This window comes from Arcobacter venerupis, assembly GCF_013201665.1.
GTDB lineage: Bacteria > Campylobacterota > Campylobacteria > Campylobacterales > Arcobacteraceae > Aliarcobacter > Aliarcobacter venerupis.
The window spans coordinates 1,028,946-1,048,817 of sequence record NZ_CP053840.1 but is presented as its reverse complement, the minus strand read 5'-3'; the positions used below and the strand labels follow the sequence as shown (position 1 = coordinate 1,048,817).

Annotated in this window: 23 protein-coding genes; 13 read left to right on the top strand and 10 right to left on the bottom strand. The window is 26.7% G+C overall.

Translation table 11 applies throughout. The features are described 5' to 3' along the window. The first annotated feature begins 1,105 nt into the window (after positions 1–1,105). Positions 1,106–1,354 carry a helix-turn-helix transcriptional regulator gene (locus AVENP_RS05185; RefSeq protein WP_128358943.1) on the top strand — a complete coding sequence of 83 codons (249 nt, stop codon included), beginning with the start codon at positions 1,106–1,108 and terminating at the stop codon, positions 1,352–1,354. Positions 1,355–1,394: 40 nt separating this feature from the next. Here AVENP_RS05185 and AVENP_RS05180 read toward each other — a convergent pair whose 3' ends face one another. The 5 genes from AVENP_RS05180 to ruvA are packed head-to-tail and all read right to left on the bottom strand — an operon-like array spanning position 1,395 to position 5,673. Continuing rightward, positions 1,395–1,883 carry an HIT family protein gene (locus AVENP_RS05180; RefSeq protein ID WP_128358944.1) on the bottom strand — a complete coding sequence of 163 codons (489 nt, stop codon included), beginning with the start codon at positions 1,881–1,883 and terminating at the stop codon, positions 1,395–1,397. 14 nt (positions 1,884–1,897) lie between these two features. Continuing rightward, positions 1,898–3,334, bottom strand: coding sequence for a Mur ligase family protein (locus AVENP_RS05175; RefSeq protein WP_128358945.1), 1,437 nt, complete (start codon positions 3,332–3,334; stop codon positions 1,898–1,900). Continuing rightward, a complete protein-coding gene (locus tag AVENP_RS05170) occupies positions 3,321–4,040 on the bottom strand; it encodes an alpha/beta fold hydrolase (RefSeq protein ID WP_128358946.1) in 720 nt (239 codons plus the stop codon). The genes AVENP_RS05175 and AVENP_RS05170 overlap by 14 nt, the downstream gene beginning before the upstream one ends. A gap of 3 nt (positions 4,041–4,043) precedes the next feature. After that, positions 4,044–5,084 carry a D-alanine--D-alanine ligase gene (locus AVENP_RS05165; RefSeq protein ID WP_128358947.1) on the bottom strand — a complete coding sequence of 347 codons (1,041 nt, stop codon included), beginning with the start codon at positions 5,082–5,084 and terminating at the stop codon, positions 4,044–4,046. A 25-nt stretch (positions 5,085–5,109) separates the two neighbouring features. Further along, complete coding sequence (gene ruvA, locus AVENP_RS05160) at positions 5,110–5,673, bottom strand: Holliday junction branch migration protein RuvA (protein WP_128358948.1); 564 nt, start codon at positions 5,671–5,673, stop codon at positions 5,110–5,112. 107 nt (positions 5,674–5,780) lie between these two features. On the opposite strand from ruvA, the gene AVENP_RS05155 reads away from it, so the two are divergent. Then, positions 5,781–7,967: a methyl-accepting chemotaxis protein gene (locus AVENP_RS05155; protein WP_128358949.1), complete on the top strand. Its 2,187-nt coding sequence runs from the start codon at positions 5,781–5,783 to the stop codon at positions 7,965–7,967. Between the two features lie 29 nt (positions 7,968–7,996). Here AVENP_RS05155 and AVENP_RS05150 read toward each other — a convergent pair whose 3' ends face one another. The 3 genes from AVENP_RS05150 to AVENP_RS05140 all read right to left on the bottom strand — a co-directional run bounded on the left by AVENP_RS05150 (position 7,997) and on the right by AVENP_RS05140 (position 10,338). Further along, positions 7,997–8,350, bottom strand: a complete 354-nt coding sequence (locus tag AVENP_RS05150) for a hypothetical protein (protein WP_128358950.1) — start codon at positions 8,348–8,350, stop codon at positions 7,997–7,999. Positions 8,351–8,425: 75 nt separating this feature from the next. Continuing rightward, complete coding sequence (truD, locus tag AVENP_RS05145; RefSeq protein WP_128358951.1) at positions 8,426–9,490, bottom strand: tRNA pseudouridine(13) synthase TruD; 1,065 nt, start codon at positions 9,488–9,490, stop codon at positions 8,426–8,428. 26 nt (positions 9,491–9,516) lie between these two features. Next, positions 9,517–10,338: a thiamine-phosphate kinase gene (locus AVENP_RS05140; RefSeq protein ID WP_128358952.1), complete on the bottom strand. Its 822-nt coding sequence runs from the start codon at positions 10,336–10,338 to the stop codon at positions 9,517–9,519. Between the two features lie 143 nt (positions 10,339–10,481). Here AVENP_RS05140 and AVENP_RS05135 point away from each other — a divergent pair, with 143 nt between their 5' ends. Beyond that, positions 10,482–10,868, top strand: a complete 387-nt coding sequence (locus AVENP_RS05135) for a class II SORL domain-containing protein (protein ID WP_128358953.1) — start codon at positions 10,482–10,484, stop codon at positions 10,866–10,868. Positions 10,869–10,981: 113 nt separating this feature from the next. Here AVENP_RS05135 and AVENP_RS05130 read toward each other — a convergent pair whose 3' ends face one another. Further along, positions 10,982–11,779 carry a hypothetical protein gene (locus tag AVENP_RS05130; protein WP_128358954.1) on the bottom strand — a complete coding sequence of 266 codons (798 nt, stop codon included), beginning with the start codon at positions 11,777–11,779 and terminating at the stop codon, positions 10,982–10,984. Next, positions 11,772–12,188: a helix-turn-helix domain-containing protein gene (locus AVENP_RS05125; RefSeq protein WP_128358955.1), complete on the bottom strand. Its 417-nt coding sequence runs from the start codon at positions 12,186–12,188 to the stop codon at positions 11,772–11,774. The genes AVENP_RS05130 and AVENP_RS05125 overlap by 8 nt, the downstream gene beginning before the upstream one ends. A 501-nt stretch (positions 12,189–12,689) precedes the next feature. Here AVENP_RS05125 and AVENP_RS05120 point away from each other — a divergent pair. The 10 genes from AVENP_RS05120 (at position 12,690) to AVENP_RS05075 (ending at position 19,862) form a co-directional block, all read left to right on the top strand. Then, positions 12,690–12,911 carry a helix-turn-helix domain-containing protein gene (locus tag AVENP_RS05120; RefSeq protein ID WP_128358956.1) on the top strand — a complete coding sequence of 74 codons (222 nt, stop codon included), beginning with the start codon at positions 12,690–12,692 and terminating at the stop codon, positions 12,909–12,911. Positions 12,912–12,920: 9 nt separating this feature from the next. After that, complete coding sequence (locus AVENP_RS05115) at positions 12,921–13,157, top strand: hypothetical protein (protein ID WP_128358957.1); 237 nt, start codon at positions 12,921–12,923, stop codon at positions 13,155–13,157. A 127-nt stretch (positions 13,158–13,284) separates the two neighbouring features. Beyond that, positions 13,285–13,626, top strand: coding sequence for a hypothetical protein (locus AVENP_RS05110; protein WP_128358958.1), 342 nt, complete (start codon positions 13,285–13,287; stop codon positions 13,624–13,626). Positions 13,627–13,742: 116 nt separating this feature from the next. After that, on the top strand, positions 13,743–14,102 hold the full coding sequence (locus tag AVENP_RS05105) for a hypothetical protein (RefSeq protein ID WP_128358959.1): 360 nt from the start codon (positions 13,743–13,745) through the stop codon (positions 14,100–14,102). A 126-nt stretch (positions 14,103–14,228) separates the two neighbouring features. Continuing rightward, positions 14,229–14,942: a P-loop NTPase family protein gene (locus AVENP_RS05100; protein ID WP_128358960.1), complete on the top strand. Its 714-nt coding sequence runs from the start codon at positions 14,229–14,231 to the stop codon at positions 14,940–14,942. Positions 14,943–14,953: 11 nt separating this feature from the next. Then, positions 14,954–15,757, top strand: a complete 804-nt coding sequence (locus AVENP_RS05095) for a hypothetical protein (protein WP_128358961.1) — start codon at positions 14,954–14,956, stop codon at positions 15,755–15,757. A 5-nt stretch (positions 15,758–15,762) separates the two neighbouring features. Further along, positions 15,763–16,332 carry a hypothetical protein gene (locus tag AVENP_RS05090; protein ID WP_128358962.1) on the top strand — a complete coding sequence of 190 codons (570 nt, stop codon included), beginning with the start codon at positions 15,763–15,765 and terminating at the stop codon, positions 16,330–16,332. A gap of 16 nt (positions 16,333–16,348) precedes the next feature. After that, positions 16,349–16,636 carry a hypothetical protein gene (locus AVENP_RS05085; RefSeq protein WP_172664220.1) on the top strand — a complete coding sequence of 96 codons (288 nt, stop codon included), beginning with the start codon at positions 16,349–16,351 and terminating at the stop codon, positions 16,634–16,636. Beyond that, the gene (locus tag AVENP_RS05080; RefSeq protein WP_128358964.1) at positions 16,633–17,337 is read left to right on the top strand and encodes a hypothetical protein; all 705 of its coding nucleotides are present in this window, start codon (positions 16,633–16,635) and stop codon (positions 17,335–17,337) included. The genes AVENP_RS05085 and AVENP_RS05080 overlap by 4 nt, the downstream gene beginning before the upstream one ends. Positions 17,338–17,339: 2 nt before the next feature. After that, positions 17,340–19,862: a hypothetical protein gene (locus tag AVENP_RS05075; RefSeq protein ID WP_128358965.1), complete on the top strand. Its 2,523-nt coding sequence runs from the start codon at positions 17,340–17,342 to the stop codon at positions 19,860–19,862. The last annotated feature ends 10 nt before the right edge of the window (positions 19,863–19,872 follow it).

The following is a 19,872-nucleotide window of genomic DNA, read 5'->3' as shown; positions in this document are numbered from 1 at the left end:
AGAAGATCATTTATTTTTTTCCCATTAACAGCGAGATTGCTTGCGTATATATCACTTTTTTCTTTCATAATATCAATTACTTCTAAAAAACCCTTGTTATATATTTCATAACTTTCATTAATCTCTTTAGCCATTGACAATTGAGTAGAATGTTTAAGCTCAGATAAAGCTGTTTTTACAAAACCCATAGAAATGTCAATAAACTTATGATATCCATCAATGTTCTCTTGTGTTGGATCTTTAAAGTAATTTAATGCATACATTCTAACTACAAGCATATTTATTTGAATATTACTTCCAATATCAGTATTTTTTGCTGATTCTTTATATTTATTAAATCCATCACTTGTTTCGCTGATTGATGATATGCTATAAATTGCCAAGCCAGCAATTAAAACAATCATCACTAAAAATGATGATATAAGTTTCATCTTTATTGTTAAATTTTTAAACATTATGTTCCCTAGTTATAATTTATGTATTTAATATGATGAAAAACACCACAACAAAATCTTTTTTTGTAATCTTTAATTTCTTATTTTTAAATTATTATCTCAGTATTTAAGATAATTTTCCCTCCTTAATAATCTAAGTTACTCTATAAAATTTCAATAAATATAAATCTATTTAGTATGAACTTTCCTAAATTTAGTAAATTCCTATTCATAGATGATACCTTGCAGTACTTAAAAATTATTATTTTCAAGTATTTTGTATCTATTTAAAAGTTATTTTTAACATATACTTTATTTTATTTATTAAAAATAAGCTGTTTTTATGGTATATTATGAAATAAAAAATATTATTTAATTTTTAAAATATATCATTATTTATAATAAAAATTATGATATATTTACTTTAAAAATTATTTTTCTAATTTTACAAGTTACTTTAACGATTATAATTATCTTATACTATATCCTATGGGATAAATAATTCTTATATTTTTATTTCATTAATTTATAAAATTAATTTATAAAGCTAAGTTATAATCACTTGAATTATGACTACAATTAATCGTTGTACATCTAGAAGTAATATAGATAAATTACATACTCATATAGTTATGCTATCTAAATATAAGAATAGGTTAAATAGGGGAAAAATGAATTTGTTAGATAGTACCCCTGAAATTGAAATTGAAGTTTTTTATAGAAAAATATCTAATAATATAAAAAGAAAAAGAATTGAAAATGGGTTAAACCAATTAGAGGTTGCACTTGAGATTGGAATAGGATCAGTTGCTTTTTATTCCAATTGTGAAAATTTAAAATACGAAAAACATTTTAATTTAGCACACATTTATAAGTTAGCAAAACTTTTTAATTTGCAACCACATGAATTATTAATATAGATGTATTAATAATTTTTTCTACTAATAAAAAACAACCTATTTAAATAAAATATTTTGAAGCATTATCTTTTAGTTTTTTAAAAATTTCCTCAAAAGTTGCTGGGTAGATTCTTGCTCCACCAATAGAAGTTATAAAATTAGTGTCACCAAGCCATCGTGGAAGCATATGATAGTGTACATGTTGTTCTATTCCTGCACCTGCTGCACGTCCAAGATTCATGCCAATATTTACGCCTTCACATGGCATAACTTCTTTTAAGAGTTTCACACCTTGTCGCACTCGTATGCTCATTTGCATCCAAACTTCATCTTGTAAATCTTCAATATTTGATGTATGAAAAAATGGAATTACCATCATATGACCTGGACTATAAGGAAATTTATTCATTACAATATAACAGTGCTCATCTGCAAATAAAACTTGCATTTTTTCATCATCAATATTTTTAGCGATATGACAGAAAACACAACCTTCTATTTTCTCTTCGCTTACATACTCATATCGCCATGGTGCATATAAATGTTCCATTTTATTTCCTAGTTTTATATAAAGTTTGGTGCATCATTTGCAAATAAAATCAAATCACCAGCTCTTGTAGTTTTTGCCAGTGTTGCTTCCATTAATGCTTTGTCTTTTAAGATATAAACTTTTTCTTTATCTATATTTGCACTAAACAGATGTGTATTTAAACTTCCTGTTAAAATTACAAAATCAAAAGTTTTATTTATCTCTTTTGCTAATAAAATATTTGCTTCATCTGTTGATTCTACAAGACCAGGAGTAATAATTACTTTTCTTCCTGTATGTGTTGCGCAAATATTTACAGCTTCTAACATACCTGTTAGATTTCCGTTAAATGAATCATCTATTATGATTTTTCCACCTGCTTCGATTTTTTGAAGTCTATGTTCAACTTGAGGAAGTGTACATAATGCCATTTTTATCTCATTTATACTCATACCTAAATAGTGAGATACTAAAATAACAGCTGTTAAATTTACAGCATTAAAGCTTCCCAAAATTGGAGCTTGAAAATGTTCAATTTTTCCAGCAACTTCAACATCAAACCAGATTCCATCTAAATTGCTTTTTACAATATGTAAATTATTTGGGAATTTTGTAATTAAATCATAGGGCTTAAGAGGAACAGATTCATGAACAAATCCCATTTTCATTTTTGGAGATTTTAATATTTCCATTTTTGTGTGAATTATGTTTGACAGAGTTTTAAAATACTCAATATGTTGTTCTCCAACACTTCCAATAACACAAATTTGAGGTTCTAAAAACATTGTGATTTCTTCAATATCACCTTTTACTCTTGCCCCTGCTTCTGCAATATAAATTTGTGTATCCAAAGGGATATCTCTATTTACATCAAGTACAATTCCTGCTATTGTATTTACACTTCTTGGTGTTTTATATGTTTTATATTTACTCTTTAAAACATGATGTAAATAGTTTTTAATTGACGTTTTCCCAAAAGATGCAGTAATCGCAACGGTTCTAAGTCCTGCAATACTTTGATATCTTTGCTTGGCTTTGTGTTTAAAAGAGATAAAAAATATTTTTTCTAAAATTGTTGAAATTGCATAAACTAAAATTAATGGAGCAAAAATAAACATATTTTTACAATCTGGACTTGCTAAACAAAGTGCTGTCATTGCAAATGTTAAAAAAAGTAATATTGATAAAAATCTTTTTACTCTTGACGTTAATACTAAAGAATGATCTAATTTTTTATTCCATAAAACAAAACTTGTCATATATATCACATAAAAATAAACCGCATAATAAGGTTCAGGAATTATATAAAAAAGAACTATAGGTGATAAAAAATATGTTATATGCCATTGCCATTTATGATGTTTTAGGATAACTCTTTCTAATTTGTAGTTATACCATTGTAGATTAGTAATTAAATACCAACCCAAACTCATTATTAAAATAATATGTGTAATAATATTAAAGTATTCCATTTTCAATTCTCTCACTTATATTTTTTGCATTTTGTACAAAGAAAAAATGATCACCATCGTAAGATGTAAAAGTTGATTTTTTTAGTAATGATGCCATTTTTTTACCAGATTCTAAAGAAGTTGCTGTGTCTTTTTCTCCCCAAAAGACTAAAGCATTACTTGAAAAATCTGAAAAGAATGTTGTAAAATCTTCATTTACAACATTTTTAAAAGTTAAATACATATTTTCACTCATTGTATTAACATCAGTACTTCTGAACTTTTTAGTAAAACCTTTTAATCCTAAAGCGTTAAAAATCTTTGCAAAAAAAATTTTAAGTTTAACATCAAATGGTTTTTTTTCTAAAATTCCTGCACTACTTAATAAAACTAAATTTTTAGGATTTAACAATGTGGCAACTTTCCCACCATAAGAATGACCAGCAATTACATCTTTTGAAGATAATAAGAGTTTTAATAACTCATCTACAATTTTGGCATAATCTTTAGTTGTTAAAACATACTTATTTAAACTTTTCCCAAATCCTGGTAAATCAATATAAATATGTCTAAAATCTTTCAAATAAGAAGAAAATACATTTTTCATAATATCTTTATTTGAACCCCAACCATGTAAAAAAATTATATCTTTTTTTGCTGTTGGATTTACTATTTCATAAGAAATATCAAAATTTTTATTATCGACTATCAGATTTTTTGTTGCCAAGATTTATTTTCCTTTAGTAGCTTGTATTTTATTAACATAATCATAAGTTATTGGAATATGTTTTTTTGTTGGAAGTGTAGTTGCAACAGCAGTAAATAATGAAGCAAAATCTTCAAATAAATAATTTGCCATAGATCCTGGAATTGAATTTATCTCATTTAAATAAACTGTATCATTAACAACAAAAAAATCACATCTAATGATTGAACCCTCAAATAAATTGTTATAAAGTCTTCTAAAGGCTTCTTTTATCTCTTCATTTAATTTTTCACCTAAATCAACTTCTAAAGCTTTAGAAGTTCTTGAAAAATCTAAATATTTTTTATCAAAATCTAAAAATTCAGCTTTTTGTGGCTCTTCAATAATTGAGAATCTAAATTCACCATTTACTTTTGTTCCAGCTAAGTTATACTCTTTTACTCCACTTATAAAAGGCTCAATAATTACAGCATTATCAAACTCATAAGCCACATCAAGTGCATAGTCTAACTCTTCTTGTGTTTTAACAATAGAAACACCAATTGAACTTCCAAGTTTAACTGGTTTTAAAATTGCTGGAAAACTATCAATAACAACTTTATCACCTTTTGTGAAATATTTATAATCTAAAGTATTAACTCCAACACTTGAAGCATAACCTTTTGTTAAAAATTTATTTGAACTTACAACACAAGCTTCAGTTCGGGGAGCTAAAAAAGGAATATTGTAAAAATCTAAAACAGATGATATTATTCCATCTTCTCCATCTCCACCATGAGAAAGATTTAAAACAACATCATAATCAATACTTTGTTCTTTTGAAAAAAGTCCACCTCTTTTATAAAAGCCACCTTTTTGGAAAAAAACTTTATCAAATTTTTTGTATTCACCTGAACTAAACAATTTTGACTTAATAATATTAGTTGGAATAAGATACAAATCTCTTGATGCATCTAAAAAAAGATAAATTAATTCATCTTTTAACACATCTTTCATAGCAATTGAACTTACTATTGAGATTTCATGTTCAAAACTTACTCCGCCAAAAACTATAGCTATTTTCATCAAATTCCTTTTTTATAAATATATTTTATTTTTGTAATTTTTTAAGTGCTTCTTTTACTAAATCACTTGTATTTCCACTCACACAAGTTTTTAATATTTTAGAAACTAAATCTTTTTTGAATCCTAATGATTCAAGGGCAAGTGCTGCTTCAAAAGCAGAGGAAAGAGCGCTATTATCACTTCCATCATGGGAATCAACAATAAAACCTGAAAGTTCAACTAATATTCTACTTGCACCTTTTGGTCCAAGGCCAGGAACTCTTTTTAACATTGTAACATCATTTTCACTTACAATTTGGGCAAACGAAGTTGGTGTAAAAGTTGAACAAATTGCAAGGGCAACTTTTGGACCAACACCATTTATCTTAATTACAGTGTCAAAAAGTTTTTTTTCATTTACATCTAAAAAACCATACAAAGATTGAGAATCTTCTCTAATTATATGTGTAATTTCTAGTTTAACATCATCTGAAATAATTTTTGAACTGCAATTTAATGACACAAAAACTTCATAAATTATTCCATTAACATTTATATTTAATAATGTTGGTTCTTTTTTTATTACTTTACCTATAAGTCCGACTATCACTATTTTACTCTTTATCTCACATAAAATGTTTAATTTAATATTTAATTAATATTTAATATATAAAGTTCATTATATAATAAATACACTTAAACAAAAAGGCTCGTTTCATGTTTGAATTAATAACTAAAAAAATAAGTAATAAAATCATAGTTGCATTATTTATTTTGATGTCACTAAGTAGTATTACTGTTGTATATTTCACAACTTCAAAAGTGACAAAAGATTCCATAGAAAAAACAAAAGAGAATTTAGAAATGTTAAATTCAGCAATGTTTCAAAGTCTTAGAAATGCTATGAATACAGGTGATCCAGTTCAAATATTAAAAGCTGAAGATGATGCTAGAACAATAAAGGGTGTAAAAAACTTAACTGTTGCAAGAGGTAAATCTTTAATGGAGTTATATCCATCAGATAAAACGTATTCAACAGATAAAGATGTATTAAAAACCTTTGAGACAAAAAAATCTTTACTTTTACAAACAAAAGATGAAAATGGTCATCTTTTAAGAATGATAAAACCAATGATTGCTTCTCAAGAATGTTTAATGTGTCATGCAAATCAACAAGAAGGTGATGTAATTGGTGTTATGGATTTAACTTTTTCATTAGATGAAGCCGATACAAAAATAAAAGCATTGATTGCAGAAATTTCAATTATTTCTGCAATATTGGCTTTAGTAACTATTGGACTAATTTTCTTTATTGTAAGAAGAGCTACAAATCCAATTGGTAAATTGAAAAATGGGTTTGAAAATCTATTAAATTCAAATGATACAAACATATCACTGGCAATTGAATCAAAAGATGAGATTGGAGAAGTTGCAACTTTATTTAACGCCTACATGGATAAAGTAAGAGCTGGCTTAAAACAAGATGAAAAAGTAATAGAAGAAGCTAGCGATATTTTAGAAAAAACAGCGAATGGATTTTTTGTTTACAAAGTAAATGGAACAGCATCAAATCCACATGTTGAAGATTTAAAAAATAGATTAAATGCTATGATTTTATCTACAAAAGAGACTTTAGATAAAATAAATGAAACATTAAGATATTACTCAGAATCAAAATATGATTTTAAAATAGATGATGAAGGAATTTATGGAAATCTAGGTTCATTAACAGCTGGAATTAAACTTGTAGGGAATAATACATCTGAAATATTAGCAATGGTTATGAATACAGGTAATTCTTTAAATGAAAGCACTCAAACTCTTTCTAGTGCATCAAATAATTTATCTACATCTTCAAATCAACAAGCATCTTCACTTGAAGAAACTGCAGCTGCATTAGAAGAAATTACATCTACAATCCAAGCAAATACTCAGGCAACTATTAAAATGACCCAATTAGCGCAAAATGTTACAACATCTGCAAAAAATGGACAAGATTTAGCCAATAAAACAGCTACTTCAATGGATGAAATAAATAAAGAAGTAAGTTCAATCAATGTAGCAATTGAAGTAATAGATCAAATTGCATTTCAAACAAATATTCTTTCTTTAAACGCAGCAGTAGAAGCAGCAACAGCAGGTGAAGCTGGAAAAGGATTTGCAGTCGTTGCAGCAGAAGTAAGAAATCTAGCAAATAGAAGTGCTGATGCGGCAAAAGAAATTAAACAAATTGTTGAATTAGCTAGTAAAAAAGCAAAAGAAGGTAAACATATCTCTGATGACATGATAGAGGGATATAAAGAATTAAATGAAAATATTTCTAATACTATTTTAACTATAAATGAAGTTGCAACTGCTTCGAAAGAGCAAGAAAAAGGAATAGTTCAAATTAATGATGCAATAAATATGTTGGATCAAGCTACACAAAAAAATGCACAAGTAGCTGATGAAATTTCAATTATGGCATCAAATATCGCATCTATGTCAAATTCATTAGTAACAGCTGCTGCAAGAGCTTCATTTTTAGAAGATTCACTAGATAAAGTTTGTGATGTAGATTTAGTATATGATACTGCTTTATTAAAAGTTGAATTATTAAATACAAAAGATAAAGTTTATGCAAAACTAGGTGATTACAAACAATTTAAAATTGAAGAGAGTAATGGTTTAAAACAATGGTGTGAATTACATATAAATTCAGGTAAAAAAGTTGATATGGAAATAATGAAAAATATTGAAACTTTTGATAAACAATTCCATAAAAATCTTCAAAAATTAGTAGATGATAACTCAAATAAAGAATCAAATGATACTTTAAATAAAAATGCAAAAGAAGTAGAAATGGATGCTTTAAAAATATTTGGAAATTTAAATAATATTAAAAAAGAAGCTTGTAAAAAATAAAGAGATAAAAGAAGGTTTCTTCTTTTATTCTAAGCTTGCATTTGTTTAATTAGAGCCTCTAATTCATCATCTGAAAGAGTTTCATCTGATGAGTCAATATTCTTTGCACTTGGTGCGATATTATATTGAGCTTTATCTATGTCATTTTTCTCACAAACAAAATTCACAACTCTTTCAATCTTTTGTCTATGTAAATCTTGATGTTGTAATAGACCAAAAATATCAGAAATTTTATTTACAATTTTGTCTTTTTTATGAGAAGCTATTTCCAAGTCATTTATAACTTGTTCTAAAGATTCTGCATTATCGTAAATTAATTGCGCATTAACTTCTGATTCTTTTATAACTTCACATAATTGGGCTATTAACTCTTCATATGACATAAAGTTCCTTTGTATTTAAATATTAAAGCTAGTGTAACTTACTTTAACTTAATTGATTTTATATTTATTTAATAATTAATGGATAATTTCTGCAATTACTTCTGTTGCGTAACAGCCCTTTGGTAGATAAAATTGTAATTCCATCCAGTTTTTCTCTTCTTTATAATTACTTGAAATATCTTCAGGAAAAATCCAAGCAAATCTTCTTGCTCCATCTTCACCTGTTTTTTCTTCAAACTCTTTTTCAATTTCATAAGCTAAATCAACTGAATTTTTAACTCTATTTCCACTTAAAAGTCCTGTTGGAACTCTATCTCTTTCATTGAATTTTTGCGATTCTTCTTCTAAATTTTCAATAGTAAAGATTTTTCCAAATGGATAATGAGAAAGTAAATCTCCGGTCATTAATTTAAATGGATGTTTTTGTTTTTTCATCTGTTTTACAACATCAAGTGGTAAATTTAATTTTTGATAAATCTCTTTTGGTTCAAATGCATCAATAAGTTTTGATATTTCTATTCTTTTAGAAAGCCAAGAGTTAAAAAGATAACTTTGATAAGCATTGATATACATTTGCTTTAAATTTCTTCTTTTCTCTTTTAATTTTCCATCAATAATATCTTTACCTTTTTTATAATTGTCTCCCTCAATTCCAAATCTTTGGAAACCGAAATAATTAGGAATTCCATTAGTTACAATTGACCCTAAAGCCTCTTCAATTTTTCTTTTTTCTATAGCACCAACTCTTTTTAGTCTAATAAAAAATTTATTACCTTTTAAGTGCCCTACTTTGATTTTGTTATTGTGATAAGTAGTTTCAAGAATTTTTAAATTATCATTTTGAAAAGATTTTAAAGCCTCTTCATATTTTCTGTGAACTGAAATAGATTGAACAGTCATTGCATTTTTATCTTTTAAACCTGCGTATCCAAACTCTCTACTACTACAATTTAGAAACTTAGCTAAAATCTCAATAGCATCCCAAGTTGCTAAATCTTTTTTTCTAATTTTTAAAACTAGATGTTCACCCTCACCTGAAAATTCATATAAAGGGATTTCAGTAACCACGAAATCATCTTTGTTTTGCTTAAAAACCACATCTATTTTTGAGTGATTTAAATATCTTTGTAATTGTTCCAATTATTTTTCCTTGTTTTATTTATATTTTAAAAGTGATGATTTTTACAAGCAGTTCTATATTTACCTTTTATTGCTTTTGCAAATATATTTAATTCTACTTTATGTTTTTTTGCTATTCTTTTTATTTTGTCTAAATTTATCTCATCAAAAGAAAAAAGAATTTCATACTCTTCACCAGAACTTCCAATACTCTCATCAATTTCATTAAAAAATTCAAAACCTATCTTACTTGCTTTTGATAATTTTTCTAATTCAAAAAATAATCCATCTGAAATATCCATTGAAGCTGTAATAAAAGGTGCTATTTCATAAAAGAAATATGGTTTTAGCTTTGGTTTTATAAATTTTGATTTTTTTGAAATTGGCTTATTTTCAAAAAGAGTTTCTAAATCTTTTTTACAAGAACCCAAAATCCCCGTATAACAAAGCAAATCATTTTTTTTAACTCCAGATCTTAAAATTGGATTAGATGTTTTTGAAATGATAGTTATTGAAATATCAAGTTTTTCATTTGAGATTGTATCTCCACCAATAATTTGAATACCAAATTTTTTCGCAGCTTTTTTAAATCCCTTTGCTAACTCTTTTAAGTCTGCATTTGAATAAGATTTAGGAATTGCAACGCTTAAAAGTGCATATAAAGGAATTGCATTCATTACAATTGCATCTGAAATATTTACAATCATTGATTTATACGCAATTTGTTTTAAACTCATCCACTCTTTTTTGAAATGCACATTCTCAAAAAAAGCATCCATTGAGTAAACAAAACCATCAATAAAAGCACCATCATCACCAATAATTTTATTATTTGAAAATTGTTTTATAAAATATTCTTCTTTATTCATGCGCAATTATATCAAAGATGTGCAAAATATACACGGGCTTTTTCACTTTTTAAATAATTTACAAAGTGGATAAATAATATCCTATTTATTTTAAACTAATTAGTGTATAATATTCGCTTAAATAATTTTATTAGGAGACAAATATGCCAAAAATTAACAAATATGTTGATATTGATACTGTAGAAAGAGAAGCGAAAAAAGATTTAATTGATAGACACAGTCCATTTATTCACTGTGCTGCAACTGCAAAAGCAGGTGAACCATTTGAAGTAACTGTAAAAATGGGTAACGAATATACTCATCCAGATGATTTCGATCATTATATTGAGTCTGTAACACTATTTAATGGAGATACACAATTAGCAAAAGCTTCTTATGTTCCAGGAACATTAGGAAATGTTAAAGCTCATAATACAACTACATTTACGATTATTCCAACTGGTAAAAAATTAACTTTAGTAGCTCACGGTTACTGTACAAAACATGGTATCTGGGAAGGTACACCAGTAGAAGTAGCTGTAGCTGAATAAGCTCTAAGCACTACTGTAAGCAAAAGGCAAGAGGTTTTTATCTCTTGCCTTTTTTTATATTTGACACCTATTTGACACCTAAATTAAAATTACTGCTAAAAATGTAGCTTTAATTAATTATTAAATTCTACTAACTTATTAAACAAAAATGTACAATCACTATAGTCTTCTAAATTAAAGATTGAATCTAGTATTAACCTCTGCCTAAATTTCAAATCAAAATCATCATTAGTAAATAAAGACTCGAATAACTTCCATTCATTAAGATATAAATTTAAATCCTTTTTTTGATATTCATTAAATTGAAGATCATCCTCTTTCAATAAACTTTCTATTAATTCAATATTAGCTTTTACATATTCAATATTATCAATATCAAAAACATTTTTATTCATTGAAAAATCAATATTCTGATTTTCTTCAATTAAATTAAATAAATCTATTTCTTCATTATCAAAATATCTTCTTCTAAAAAGGGCTAAAACATTAAATTGATTCTCTAATAAAATGTAACTAGTTTCATTTGCATACAATATATGTTCCATATTTCCAAATACTTCATTAATAAAAGAGTATGACACTTTCTTTGAGAAATCAATGTCAGATATCTTTTCCTTTAGTTCTTTTAAAACTTGAGAATTCAACTTACTAGAAACATTTGTATAAATATGATATTCTTCTCGTTCAAATAATAAAGAATATTCTTCAAACTTTAAATAAATATCTTCTATGTTTAATAACTTCTTTAATTCTTTATCATATTCAAAATTAAAAATTAATTTTTTTTTAAAATCATTTGTATTGATTGAAAGATTTTCAATTAATGCACCTTCCAAATCAAATACAGTATCTATATTATTATCTTTAAAATCATTTTGAAAATTAAAAGTTTTTAATTCAGAATCATTCAAATTCTATTTCTCCTAATATTTTATGAAGCCTCTTTAAATCTCCTTTTTTTTCTAATTTATAATATACATTAATAAAGCTATAAACAATAGTTTGATTCATTTTTGAAACTTGCTCACAAATTGGATTATTTCCTATATTTATACTATCTTGTGAATGACTATTTGAAGATAAATCAAAAGCCTTATTAATATTTGAATTATGGAAATTATTAATATTTGAACTTAAATCTCCAAAAATCTCATTGTAAATACCTATTTCACGGCATTTCTTTTTAATTGCATTAATTGATTCTCTTTGTCTCCATTTAGAGACAGTTGATTCACTCATGTTTATTTTTTCACTTAATTCTCTGATTGTTGATGTTTGGAAATGATTGAATAATCTTTCAAAAATATCATTAATATCCATGCAAATACCTTTTTCTAACATTTTTTTGACTAATCGTACATAATAAGACATTATTAAGAAATATATAAGAATATATAGCCTATAATTTTATTTATAAGACATATTAGCCTATAATTATAATATATGAGCCAATTCTAGCACTTTATGTCTTTTATGTTCTTTAAAAATCCTATTGTTCCCATCCACCAAGAAAATTGTACTTGAAATAAAGTAAAAGTACAGTTGAAATACGAAAATCAAAGCGTAGGTGGTATTTGTCGCCCTTCGGGGTATAAAAGAATTCATCTTGGCATTGGTTACGGAGCCAATGCGGGGTGTAAGGTACAGATTGAGTTTATTGAGGCTTAGGAGTGCCAAGAAAAGAAAATTCCTTAATTTAATTTGTGTTAGTCCTAAAGATTAGGGTTAATCAAAATTAAAATAAAAAGGAAAAGAATCAACTATGAGTGATAAAGATATATTGAAGAAAGTGATAGAAAATCAATTGAAGGAACTAGAAAAATGACACAAGATTTGATTGAAAAATACCTAAAAGATATTAATGAGTTAGGTTTTGAAAAAGCCTTAACTCTTGATAGTCATGATGTTGCAAAAATATTTAAAGTAGAGCCAAGAACAATTATGAATTGGGCAAAAGAAAGAATTGGACCAAGATGTAAAAAAATGGGTAAGTCTTATATTTACACAAAAAGAGATGTAGCTGAATTTTTAGCTCAAAATTAGGAGTATTAAATGAATGAATATGAAGTTTTATCAAAATTATTATTTGAAAAATTTGGAAAGATTACAATGGATGAAGATGAAACAGCTCAAGTCGTTGGATGTAGTGATAAAAGTCTTCAAAATGATAGAGCTGAGGCAATTGGTATACCCTATACGAGACGTAACGGAAAAGAACGAGGACAAGTTATATATTTAATTACAACAGTTGCAAAACATTTAATTGATAATAAGATTAAAACAATATAAAACACTCTCTTAAAAGACTTTGGCGAGTATTAAGAGAGCTATCAAAACGGCTTAAGGCTTTAACTAAGTGAATACTACAACATAGTAACTTAGTTTTTTACAATTACACACATGTAAGGATAAATATATGAGTGAAAAAAATAAGCAAATAGGATTAGCGGACTATACAACAATAAAACATCATCCACGTGTTAAATATGATCTCTCAAATAATGATTATTGTTTAGCAAATGCAATATATCATCTTAGTAATAATCCAGATAGTAAATTTAAAGGTTGGTATTATGGAAAAATTGAAACATTAGGTCAAATGTTTAATTTTGGAAGAACTGCTACATATGAATCAATTAAAAAATTAACTGAAAAGAATCTAGTAGAAAAAGACCCAGAAAGTGGTTTTTTAAAAACAACAAATAAATGGTGGGATGAATTTGTAAATTTTGAAATTGGACAGTTGTCCGGAAAGTGAACTAGAGTCCATAAAACGAATTATAACCGTTCGGAAAATGAATTACATAATCCGGAATCCGGACACATATAATAATATATATAACAATATCCATAAAGAAGAAGAGGAAGAAGAAAATGATTGATGGAAATCAAAAAATTGAACTCTTTGATAAATTTTATGATTGGTTAAAAGCAGATGGATTGAAGCCTAAAACAAGTGAAAGACTACATCGAAAAAAGATCTTTAGTTCTTTACTTAACAATAATCAAATGACTTTAGATAATTTCAATGACTTCCTCTTAGATATAAAAATACAAGAGATCAAAAATTTACAAAATCAAATGATAAATTATCAAAATCAATTACTTGCTATTGATGAAGTAACCTTTAATAAAAATCTTGAAGAATTCACACTTAAAAATTTAGCTTTTAATATTAATATCAAATGTAAATTTAATCAATTAGCTCAAATACAAAGTTTAGTTCACAAATAAGATAGTTAGCCAATATTTCTGAGCTTAGGGAATGGTTAATTTTGTTTTGCCTACCCTTTAATCCCTACGGCAAAATCAAAGACAAGCAAAATTAACATGATATAAAACAACAAAAAAAGGCAAAAAATGTCACAAAAACAAAACAGTAACACATATGTGGTTTGTAGTCCCAAAGGAGGAGTTGGTAAAACTATTCTATCTGAGATATTGACTACATTGATATACACAGAAAATAAAGCAATAACTGTTTATCGTCCAGATGATTTCAATGTTATTGATGATGAGCCACATAATTTTAAATTGGTTCATATAGGTACAAAATCAATTCAGTTACAAAATTTCGGTAAAAGAATTAATACAGATTGTATTGATTTTCTTTTTAGAAAATCAAAAAATATAAACATTATTGATTTAAGTAAAGATGGTTTTGAGTTACTCCAGGAACTAGGTATGGGAGTTAATTATTATATTCCATTAACAGATAATGCAATTGAAGTAGATCTTGCAATCAAGACAATAGAAATAATCAAAGAATTTAGTGCTTTTGACCCAAAAATATATTTAGTTTTAAACAAGTGTAATTCACTGGATAAAAATGAGATAGAAAAACAATTTATTGGATTATTTGGGGATAAAAAAATAGGAATAAAATCAAGAATAGATGAAATAACTGTTGATAATATCTTCTATATTCCAACATCTAAAATATTTAGTGAATTCTCACTAACAAAAACCAATCTACTTGATTATCTAAATTCAAATAATCAAAAAAATGAAGCATTTAATCAAGAAGTTGAACATTTTGTTCAAAAAATACAAGATTTAAAAAAATCGTTTTAAAAGGAAAACAAATGAAAAAGAATCAAAAAACAAATATTAATACACATGTTGTATGTAACACAAAAGGTGGTGTTGGTAAAACAATAACAGGTTCGATGATATTGCCTCTTATTTTACATTCTACTGAGACACAAGTTTCAGTATATGAAATAGACGATAATAATCAAATTTCTATTTCATCAAATCACATTAAATTTAAAAGTATTCAAATTAGAGAAAGTGAGGATGTATTAGACCAAGTATATTTTGATAGTTTTTCACAAGATGAAAATAAAATAAATATCATAGATTGTGGAGGGGGAAATGACACAAAAGCAATTTTGAATTCTCTTGCTCAAAGTGACATGAATTCTCTTAACTACTATATTCCAATCAATGACGATTACGATCAAGTTGATAATGTAAAAACGACCATAAAATTAATCAAAAGCTTTGATTCTAATCCTACTATTAATTTAATTCTTAATAGATGTATTAGCATGGATAAAACAGAAATTAAAAAACAATTTTCTTCACTTTTCGGTGATGATGAAATTGATCTTCCATCAAGAATTGAGCAACTAGAATTTAACAATATATTCTTTGTCCCAAACACAAATATATTTTCACTTCTAAAATCTCACTATCAAATTGCCTTACTCGACAGTTATATTAATGCTGCTGATTTAGTTGCAAATAAAGATAAATATCATATTGCTTGGCAACAAGAAGGTGAAGAAAAATTTATGAGAAATATGAAAATGTTTAGATTTGCTAAAAAAGTTTTACAACTAGTTGAACAACTACAACCACTTAAAAAATCATTAGGAGTATAACATCTATGGAAAACAAATTAATTGCAATTGATAAATCACAAATTGAAGAACTTATTGACACATTAAAATTTCTTCAATTAAAAGTTTTATCAACATTAAAAAATGATCAAGATGGTGGATTAATTAAAAATCTTATATCTATCAATGATGAAATATCAAATATTACTGATACTGTAAATATTTTGGATGATTTAAGTTTCCGAATTGAACAAATAGTGAATAACTTTGCAAATTTTGAAATCAGTAATAAAAAAATGTTTGAAGAACAAACAAAAAAAACTGAAAATCTGAAAGATAATCTTGAACTAAGGGCTGAAATTTGGATTAACCAATTTCAAGAAAACCTAACCTTACTTAAAAATGAGCTTGAAATACAAATTTCAAAAAAATTAAAAGATGTTGATCTAAAAAAATTTGAAGATGCAAATAAAAATGTAAAAGATGCAATTAAGAATTTTGATGATTTTCATCAAAAATTGGAAAAATCTTATTTGAAAAATAACATATTAACAGGAATTCTAAGCTTTTTAGGTGGTGGTGCTGTTTCAGCACTTGTTTTCTTTTTTCTTAAATAAAGGACTAAAAATGGTAATGAAAATCGAACCAAAAGATGATATAGAACTTGCTATATGGGATGAGATTGAAACTTTAAATGAGAATATCGAAATTGTTGCATCTTTGTTAAAAGATATGAATATTCCTTTTCTTGCTGCAAGAAATGCTCAAGAATTACTAACAATGTTTGTACAAATTAAAAATCTTTTCAAAGATGGAAATGAAAAAATAGAAAAAAAGATGACTATTCTTGAAAAACTTCCTCTTTTATATTTACAAATATCTTTTATTAGAAATCAAATAAAATCAGGAGTAAGTGCATGAGAAATTTAGGTACAACTCTTGGTTTATGGTGGCTTTCAACTTTCGACAAGTCTCAATTTTTATTTAAAAGTTTAAAAACAATTCCTGTTTATTATAGATATTTTTTTTACATTTCATTAACTGTTGCTCTTTATTTTACAATCACCAAACTAGGAGCAATTATTGATATAAAATCATATTCAATCCCTGTATTTATACAAAGCCTTTTAATTTTAATTGGCTTTGGTATAAAAGCACTAAGTATAATTTTTACTATTGGGATTTGTAATTATGAGAGCTTATATAGTGGCAATTATGATGTTGATAAACACCTAGAACAACAAAAACAAAAGAAGCAATTTATCAAAGAAAATAAACTTGAAAAATGGCGATTAAAAAATATGCATTGGTTCATAAGAGTTTTACTTTATGCAACTATTTGGTGTTTTTTATATCTTCTTTTAGAAGATATTTTAATTAATGCATTTTTTAATATTTATCCTAATCCATCAAAAGAGATTTATATTAAATTCCTTTACGACTATGATTTCATTATCAAATGTTTTACAGGTATGTATTTAATTCTTGTTGTAATGTTGGATTATTTTGTAAGGATAAAAAAGTTTCCTCAGGAAACAAAATTAAAAAACAATGTGTTTCTTCAGGAAACAAAAAAAGATGATAAAAAAGAGTTTCCTCAGAAAACTAGTAATAGGAGTTAAAAATGAAATATTTTTTAATCTTCCTATGTAGTTTTATTTTCACACTTGATGGTTTCGCATATACAGAGATTAGCACTTCTTACGTAATGGATGATTACAGAAAAGGAGATATGGATAAATATAAAACTGATGATTTACAAAGTATTTCAAAAGAAGCTTTAGTTCGTAGAGGTATTATCTCAAGTGAAAGTCAATTAACTAGACAAATTGCAACACCTGTTAATAGTGCAAATATAAGATCAAGTATAACTTGCTCTTTTGTGGGTAATGATTGGACTGCAACTGTTTATTCAATAAATGCACAAAGTGGAATAGTTACTTGTATGGTTGCTAAAAAAGGGGATTTGTATAATCCTATTGGAGTATTTGATACAAGTTATCCTAATTTGAAAGAAGCCTTTGCACTAGATTTAAAAAAGGCAGAAGAAGCAAATAGAAATTTAATTGATAATGCAGATAATCAATTTAAACCTTTACAAAATGCTGTAAATAGCATTCAAAGTTCAGTTTCAAATCAATCAGGAAATTATCTAACAATTCCTAGATTATTAACTGCAGCAGTTCTTAGTGATACAGATATAGTTGATGTAAATAGCACAAAATCTGCTAATAAATTACAATTAAAAGATAATTTTGCATCTAGTTATTTTGATTCTAGTTCTAATGAATTTGTTGATAACAAAGAGTATATTCTAGCAGATGCAGAAACTATCTTTAGTGTTTATACAGGGCTTTCAGATGTAAGTATGACTTACTTGATACTACTGATTGCTTTCTTCGGTATTTGGGGAGTCGGAGGTAAAGCCTTATCTCATTTTTCATCAAAAATGGAAGATAAGCAAAACCATGAGAAAGTATCTCCGTATATTACAGGTATTGTATTAGGAGTATTACTATTCTTTCCAACAGGATTTAAAGAACAAATATCAAGTAATGGTAGTGTTGTAGCAGAATATGACATTATGAAAACAAAATATCAAGATATAGAAAAAGGTGGCTATTACTTATTTAGTGATTGGGCGGATGCAGCTGCTAAAGTAATTATTGATGCAGAAGTAAATGCAATCATTAAAAAAAGTGGAGTTGGCACAAAAGAGCAGATTATTCAAACAAGTGCAGGTTTAACACAATCAAGTAACTTGATGGATTTTACAGGAAACATTGCAGATATTTGTAAGAATAATATTTACAACTATGATGGGTTAATTGATGGTGAAGGTAAACACCAATATTCAACTGATCCAAATATTGCATATCCTACAAGTGAGAAATGGGCGTATGCTAATAGTAAAATCAGAAGTAATACTTCAAATTTATACTATTCGGTTCAAGATGGCGAAGTAAAGGGAAGTGGAGCATATAACCAAAATGTTCTAAGCAAAGTAAATAGCAAAGATCCTTTAGATCATTTTTATCCAGAATATAGTTTGAGTCTATGTGGTAAAAACTATTATGCAGATAAAGAGAATGAATCAAAGATGATAGCTTATGATAATTCTATGAAAACTTTAACAGGGCAAAATGAAAGCTCAGCAAATAAAATACCAATGTTAGAAGGACTTATAAAGTTCCAATATGAACTATATAGAGATTTTGGATATTTAGCAGTTCTTGGACTACCTGTTACAAAACTTCAAACAGAATATATAGGTGGATTATATAAAACCAAAAGAAGTGAAGTTTTAGAAAAACTAAATGATGAAGTAAAAGAAGATTCAATGGGAACTCACATGATTATGAGTTCAATTCCATATATGTTTGTTCCAGGAGCAGGAACAATATTTAATGTTGTAACTGAAAACTCTGGAAAGATTGGTGGAGCACTTGGTGGAGGTGCAGGAGCAGCTGCAGGTGGTGGAATATTAAGTTGGTTAAGTGGAACAGTTGGTACTGTTGCAGGTGCAGCGGTTGGAACTTTAGGAGGTGGAATATTAGGTATGTATTTCGCCTATGAAACAGCAAAAACAGTTTTAGAATTAACTCCAATAGTTGGATTAGTTGTAATTGGATTACTAAGATTTATTGTCATTTTAGTAAAAATCTTTAGTTTTCACTTTGCTAGTTTATTTATGATGCCTATTATGTTTGCAAGGGAAAACATACAAGCAATATCAAGATTTACAATGAAAATATTTGCAACTATGTTAGAGCTTCCAATATTTGTTTTAGCTGTTTGGTTAGCAATGACAGCTAGTTCATTAATTCATTCAATTGGTGATATTTTTGGTAAAAAAATCATTATAGGAATGTTAGAAAACAACTCTTTACAATATCAAGGGGTTAAAGGTACTTCATGGTCCTTTGGGACTGTAAATGGTGAATGGTTAGCTAAGTTAAAGATTTATGTATTTGATGGCTTTATAGAGATAGCAATTGCTGTATTTAGTATTGTAATTATTTATAAAATAATTGTCTCTTTACATAATACTTTATTTGAAGTAATTGAAGTTCAAGGAAGTAAAGAACTTGATGGTGCAATAGAATCAATGAAAAATGAAGCTTCAAGTTGGGGAACTAGAATATAAATAAAATTTA